Source organism: Vibrio sp. V03_P4A6T147, assembly GCF_002241085.1.
Lineage (GTDB): Bacteria > Pseudomonadota > Gammaproteobacteria > Enterobacterales > Vibrionaceae > Vibrio > Vibrio anguillarum.
This window is the reverse complement of the sequence record NZ_NDIO01000269.1, coordinates 1-6,358: the sequence shown is the minus strand read 5'-3', so window position 1 is coordinate 6,358 and position 6,358 is coordinate 1. Positions and strand designations below refer to the sequence as shown.

Here is a 6,358-nt window from a genome sequence, read left to right as displayed (position 1 = left end):
GAAGAACATTGAATGTGTGAATGAGAACGAAACAGCTTTCCGAATTAAGAAATTTGCTTGGCGACCATAGCGTTGTGGACCCACCTGACTCCATGCCGAACTCAGAAGTGAAACACAACAGCGCCGATGGTAGTGTGGGGTCTCCCCATGTGAGAGTAGGACATCGCCAGGCTTTGAATTTATAAGAGCCCGTTTGTAAGAGCGGGCTTTTTAGTCACTTGTGACACAAGATACAGTGTGCTGATATGGCTCAGTCGGTAGAGCGCATCCTTGGTAAGGATGAGGTCCCCAGTTCGATTCTGGGTATCAGCACCAGTTTTATAGCTCTGTAAGCTAAAAGAATTTGCTTGGCGACCATAGCGTTGTGGACCCACCTGAACCCATGCCGAACTCAGAAGTGAAACACAACAGCGCCGATGGTAGTGTGGGGTCTCCCCATGTGAGAGTAGGACATCGCCAGGTTTGAATTACGAAACCTCAGCAGAAATGCTGAGGTTTTTTTCTATCTATTCGTATCATTCAATGTCCAATCATAGTGATAGCTGATACTCTTTTTCTCGCTTTTTAGTGCCTTGTTGTACTGCACTAAGTGCGCAAATAATTGCTGTTTCGTTCCAAAATCTTCAGCAAACCAGTCATAAATAGAAGACAGAACCCATTTATCATTGGTGACCTTTACTCCTTTTTCGCTATTGATAAACTCAGTGGCTGATTTCTCCAGTAATAATTCAGTATTTTCTGCTGTGAAAGCCTGCTTTTGTAAGTTTGGACAGCCAAGGCTTGCGCAGTTGACCGCATAATGGGTTCGAGGATCTTTCCAAATGGGTCTTAAAATTCGATGTTCAATATCATTGAGAGTCAGCTCTTTTTGATTGATGGTAATGATCTTTTGTTCCCAAGGGCCAAATGAGAAAAATCCTCCCAGTTTAGTGATGGATGGTATTGGGTAATGATCGACGATTAAGTTAACTGTTAAGGCATTATATAAGTTGACCCAGTAAGCATATTGTTCCAGCTTTGCATACTCTCTTGGATCAAGAGCTGATAATTGTGAAATATAGAGCTCTAATTGCTCTTTATCTTTTGAGTTGACCCTTTGATAATCGAAGAGGTTGTTGTGATTTTCTTGGATTAGATAAGTATCAAGTGTTGTCTGCCAAATTTGATGTGAAATGGCTTGTGTATTTTCTTCATTACTAGAGTTCCAATAATCCCATAGCTGTGATTTAGGAGCAGAAAATACATTCGTTGACCCGAGTGTCAAACATAGCGTTAATAGATATTTCATCGTTTACCTCTCATCTCATAGGTTATATGACCTAGGTAGGGATTGATAAATTTCAGATAAAAGAAAAGGTTGATGCATCTACACCAACCTCTGGAAATTAAATCGATACTCGCTATTTCAAAAAGCTAGGAATTTTTGTTTCATAATCAGCGATTTTATCTTCGTGCTGTAGCGTCAAACCGATATTGTCTAATCCATTAAGTAAGCAATGGCGACGAAATTCATCAATTTCAAATGAGTATGTTTTTCCATTGGCTTTAACTTCCATTCGTTCAAGATCTACAGTTAGTTGAGCACCTTCATTTCCTTCAACAAATTGGAATATTTCATCAACTTCTTGCTCTGTAAGGCGGACTGGAACCATTTGGTTATTGATTGAGTTACCATAAAAAATATCCGCAAAACTGGGTGCAATCATGGCTTTGATGCCGTAATCCGCTAAAGCCCAAGGGGCATGTTCTCGTGAAGAACCACACCCAAAGTTTTCACGAGCAAGTAGAATGCTCGCTCCTTCATAGCGAGGTTTATTCATGACAAAATTTGGATTTGGTTGCTGACCTGCGTCATCTAGAAAACGCCAATCATGAAAAAGGTGTTTGCCAAAACCAGTGCGATTTACTTTCTGTAAAAATTGCTTAGGGATAATGGCATCTGTATCGACGTTCGCTGCATCAAGAGGAACGACCAAACCTGTGTGCTGTTTAAAACCTGACATTGGTGATCCCCTGTTTAGTTGAGTGTTGAAGAATGAATATTACGGATATCGACAAAGTGTCCAGCGATGGCGGCGGCGGCGGCCATTGCAGGACTGACTAAATGTGTGCGTCCATCTCGACCTTGGCGGCCTTCAAAATTGCGGTTGGATGTTGATGCACAGCGTTCACCTGCACCGAGCCTGTCATTGTTCATAGCCAAGCACATTGAACAGCCCGGCAAGCGCCATTCAAAACCCGCTTCAATAAATATTTTATCCAAGCCTTCCGCTTCCGCTTGCGCTTTAACTTGCTCTGAACCTGGAACAATCAATGCTTGAACGTGTGGTGCGACTTTTTTACCTTTCGCGACTTGAGCTGCTGCTCGCATATCTTCAATACGTGAGTTTGTGCAAGAACCGACAAAGACTTTATCCACTTTATAGTCTGACAAGGATTTACCTGCTTCCAGTCCCATATACGCCAGTGCTTTTTCTGCTGATGCTTTTTCGACAGGATCACTAAAGCTATCAGGAGATGGAATGGTTTCGTCGACAGCAATTACTTGCCCTGGGTTTGTGCCCCACGTTACTTGTGGTTTGATGTCCGCGGCATTTAGGGTAACGACTGCATCGAATTTGGCATTATCATCGGTTTTTAGCGTTGCCCAGTACTCAATGGCGGCTTCTAAATCGCTTCCTTGAGGAGAAAATTTGCGACCTTTAATGTAGTCGAAAGTAGTCTGATCAGGGGCGATAAGACCGGCTTTTGCTCCAAGCTCAATCGCCATATTGCACACCGTCATACGACCTTCCATTGAAAGATCGGTAATCGCTTCACCACAAAATTCAACGACATAGCCTGTACCACCGGCCGCCGTTGTTTTACCTATAATGGCTAGCACGATATCTTTAGCGGTGATGCCTGGAGCGACTTTGCCTGTCACCTCAATTTTCATCGTTTTCGCGCGAGCTTGTTTCAATGTTTGGGTTGCAAGTACGTGCTCAACTTCTGACGTACCGATGCCAAACGCTAACGAGCCAAATGCGCCATGTGTTGCTGTGTGTGAGTCACCGCAGACAATGGTCATACCGGGAAGAGTAATACCTAATTCTGGCCCCATGACATGAACGATGCCTTGGTATTTATGATTTAAGTCGTAGAGTGTTACGCCAAACTCAGCACAGTTCTTTGACAGTGTTTCCATTTGGATTCGAGCCATCTCACCCGAGGCATTAATGTCTTTTGTGGTGGTTGAAACGTTATGGTCCATGGTAGCGAATGTTTTACTCGTCTGACGAACTTTACGTCCCTTTTCGCGTAAACCATCAAATGCTTGCGGTGATGTCACTTCATGAACGAGATGACGATCGATATAAAGGATGGGGGTTTCCCCTTCAGCTGATACCGCAATGTGGGCATCATAAATTTTTTCGTATAAGGTTTTTGCTTGCGACATTGCTTCTTCCTTGAGCTCTTTGAGCTTTATAAAGGACTAGGCGAGCCTAGTCCTACTAATTATGAGTTTAAAATATAGCTGGCAATTTTATCGCCCATTTCAGAGGTTGAAAGTGCCGCTTTACCACTGGCAAGATCTGCGGTGAGTTCTCCTGCGGTAAGCGCCTTTGATACGGCATTTTCGATAGCTTGAGCGGCACTTTCTTCGCCCAAGCTATAACGTAGCATTAAAGCGGCGGAAAGAATTTGTGCAACTGGGTTAGCAATGTTCTTTCCTGCGATATCAGGTGCAGAGCCACCTGCTGGCTCATAGAGACCGAAATTGCTTTCATTAAGGCTAGCGGAAGGTAGCATGCCCATTGAGCCTGTGATCATGGCGCATTCATCGGAAATGATGTCACCAAAAATATTAGAGCACAGCATGACATCAAATTGAGAGGGATCTTTAATGAGCTGCATAGTGGCATTATCGATATAAATGTGTGAAAGCTCGACGTCTGGATAATCTTTTGCGATCTCTTCCACGACCTCACGCCATAAGATAGAGCTTTGTAATACGTTCGCTTTATCGACTGAGCATACTTTTTTACGACGTAATCGTGCGGACTCAAACGCTATTTTTGCAATGCGTTCGATTTCGTAGCGGTGGTAAACTTCGGTATCAAATGCTTTTTCATTTGCCCCTTCGCCTTCTCGTCCTTTGGGTTGGCCAAAATAAATACCACCAGTCAATTCCCGAACAACCACAATATCGAAGCCACGATCGGAGATATCGGATCGTAAAGGAGAAAAGCTTTCTAAGCCTGAGTGAATTTGAGCAGGACGCAAGTTACAAAACAGTTGAAAATGTTTGCGAAGCGGTAGGAGAGCGCCGCGTTCTGGTTGGTCGTTGGGTGGTAAATGCTCCCATTTAGGACCGCCTACGGAACCAAACAATACGGCGTCTGCTTCTTCACATCCTTTAATGGTGCTTTCAGGTAGCGGGCAACCGTGGTTATCAATCGCAATCCCGCCGACATCATGTTCTTCTCTAGCAAACCGGATAGCATGTTTTTTTTCAATCGCATCCAATACCTTGTGTGCTTGTTGCATTACTTCTGGGCCGATACCATCACCTGCAAGAACGGCAATTTTGTATGTTTTGTCTGTCATGTTAGTCCTTTACTATTTTTATATTTGCTTGCCCCAGTGAGCTCTAAAGACTGAAAGCTCTAATCTAGGTACGTTAAACGGTTGCCACTTTCTTTTGTTTAATTTCTGCAATTTGATCGGCACGATGAATGCTATTGATCACGTGCAATAAGGCTTGTCCTGATGCTTCGACAATATCCGTAGAGACGCCTGTACCGTGATATTTTCGCCCTTTGTAGTTGGCAATAATATCGGCTTGCCCGAGTCCATCTTCACCTTCGCCCTTGGCGGTAAGGTCAAATTTATCCAATACGATCTCATAGCCAGTTAGACGGTAAATACATTGGTAAAGCGCATCGACAGGGCCATTACCAACGGCAGCTTCACATTTTTCTTCATCACCACAAAGCAATTTAATACTGGTGGTCGCCATAACACTGCCTGATTGAACACTCAAATAGTTCAATTTGTAGAAATCGTCTTCATCACGCAGATTTGAAAAGTGCATCAACGCTTCTAAGTCATAGTCAAACACTTGGCCTTTACGATCTGCCAATTTTAAGAAATCTTCATACAAGGCATTGAGGTTGTATTCGTTTTCATTGTAACCCATGCTATCCATATGGCTTTTTACTGCGGCGCGGCCACTGCGGCTCGTTAAGTTCAGCGCTTGGTTTTTTAGGCCAATTGACTCTGGAGTCATGATTTCGTAAGTGTTTTTGTTCTTCAACATGCCATCTTGATGAATGCCTGACGAGTGGCTAAATGCGTTGGCACCGACAATCGCTTTGTTACTTTGAATCGGCATATTGCACAGTTGGCTGACCAACTTACTGGTGCGGTGGATCTCATCATGCTTTAAGCCAGTATGTACGCCGAGGAATTCTTGACGAGTTTTGATGATCATCGCGATCTCTTCCAGTGAACAGTTACCAGCGCGCTCACCAATACCGTTGATGGTACCTTCTATTTGCCTTGCGCCAGCCTGTACAGCGGCAATCGAGTTTGCGACTGACATTCCCAAGTCATCGTGGCAATGAACGGAAATAATGGCTTTATCTATGTTAGGGACTCGCTCAAACAGCATCTGAATAATGCCACCAAATTCGCTAGGAACAGTATAACCGACCGTGTCTGGAATATTGATGGTCTTAGCTCCGGCATTAATTGCGGCTTCGACCATTCTACAGAGATTATCAATGGGCGTTCGGCCCGCATCTTCACAGGAAAATTCGACGTCATCGGTGTAGTTACGGGCGTGTTTCACCGCACTGACTGCCATCTCGAGCACATCATCATAACTGCGGCGCAATTTATCTTGCACATGAATGGTTGAGGTTGAAATAAACGTATGGATACGAAAAGCATCGGCGACTTTCAGAGCTTCGGCTGCTGCATCAATATCTTTTGCTACCGCGCGAGAAAGCGCGCAGACGCGGCTGTTTTTAATGTGTTTGGCAATCGTTTTGACCGATTCAAAATCACCAGGGGAGGAAACTGGAAAACCTGCTTCAATAACATCAACACCAAGGCGCTCTAATGCGTAAGCAATCTGCAGTTTTTCTTTAACGGTTAAGCTTGCTGACAAAGCTTGTTCGCCATCACGTAATGTGGTGTCGAATATAATGACTTGATTATTCATGTTTGCTCCCTTGCACCGATGGTTAATCGTTTACTTCCTAAATATAGTTATAAAAAAACCCGCATCTCAGTGCGGGCTCTTGTCATCTTGTGTGGTGTTTTTCTTCCACAACCTACCCGCGCGAATGGTTCACGATAAGGAGCAGGC

5 protein-coding genes, 1 tRNA gene and 2 rRNA genes are annotated in these 6,358 nt (G+C 44.0%); 3 read left to right on the top strand and 5 right to left on the bottom strand.

Features of this window, described 5'->3' with window-relative positions; genetic code table 11:
• The first annotated feature begins 56 nt into the window (after nucleotides 1-56).
• The 3 genes from rrf (B9J84_RS10650) to rrf (B9J84_RS10640) all read left to right on the top strand — a co-directional run bounded on the left by rrf (B9J84_RS10650) (nucleotide 57) and on the right by rrf (B9J84_RS10640) (nucleotide 462).
• Nucleotides 57-172: ribosomal RNA gene (rrf, locus tag B9J84_RS10650) — 5S ribosomal RNA — on the top strand.
• A gap of 67 nt (nucleotides 173-239) precedes the next feature.
• Nucleotides 240-315: transfer RNA gene (locus tag B9J84_RS10645), tRNA-Thr, on the top strand.
• A gap of 31 nt (nucleotides 316-346) precedes the next feature.
• Nucleotides 347-462: ribosomal RNA gene (gene rrf / locus B9J84_RS10640) — 5S ribosomal RNA — on the top strand.
• A 40-nt stretch (nucleotides 463-502) separates the two neighbouring features.
• Here rrf (B9J84_RS10640) and B9J84_RS10635 read toward each other — a convergent pair.
• The 5 genes from B9J84_RS10635 to leuA form a co-directional block, all read right to left on the bottom strand.
• Nucleotides 503-1,288: a DUF547 domain-containing protein gene (locus B9J84_RS10635; protein ID WP_094124093.1), complete on the bottom strand. Its 786-nt coding sequence runs from the start codon at nucleotides 1,286-1,288 to the stop codon at nucleotides 503-505.
• A 112-nt stretch (nucleotides 1,289-1,400) separates the two neighbouring features.
• On the bottom strand, nucleotides 1,401-2,003 hold the full coding sequence (gene leuD, locus B9J84_RS10630) for a 3-isopropylmalate dehydratase small subunit (protein ID WP_017042706.1): 603 nt from the start codon (nucleotides 2,001-2,003) through the stop codon (nucleotides 1,401-1,403).
• A gap of 14 nt (nucleotides 2,004-2,017) precedes the next feature.
• Nucleotides 2,018-3,439: a 3-isopropylmalate dehydratase large subunit gene (gene leuC, locus B9J84_RS10625; RefSeq protein ID WP_088732862.1), complete on the bottom strand. Its 1,422-nt coding sequence runs from the start codon at nucleotides 3,437-3,439 to the stop codon at nucleotides 2,018-2,020.
• Between the two features lie 59 nt (nucleotides 3,440-3,498).
• Nucleotides 3,499-4,590 (bottom strand): 3-isopropylmalate dehydrogenase, encoded by a 1,092-nt coding sequence (gene leuB, locus B9J84_RS10620; protein WP_019282467.1) that lies wholly within the window; start codon nucleotides 4,588-4,590, stop codon nucleotides 3,499-3,501.
• A gap of 73 nt (nucleotides 4,591-4,663) precedes the next feature.
• Complete coding sequence (gene leuA, locus B9J84_RS10615) at nucleotides 4,664-6,211, bottom strand: 2-isopropylmalate synthase (RefSeq protein ID WP_013856011.1); 1,548 nt, start codon at nucleotides 6,209-6,211, stop codon at nucleotides 4,664-4,666.
• Nucleotides 6,212-6,358: the final 147 nt, after the last annotated feature.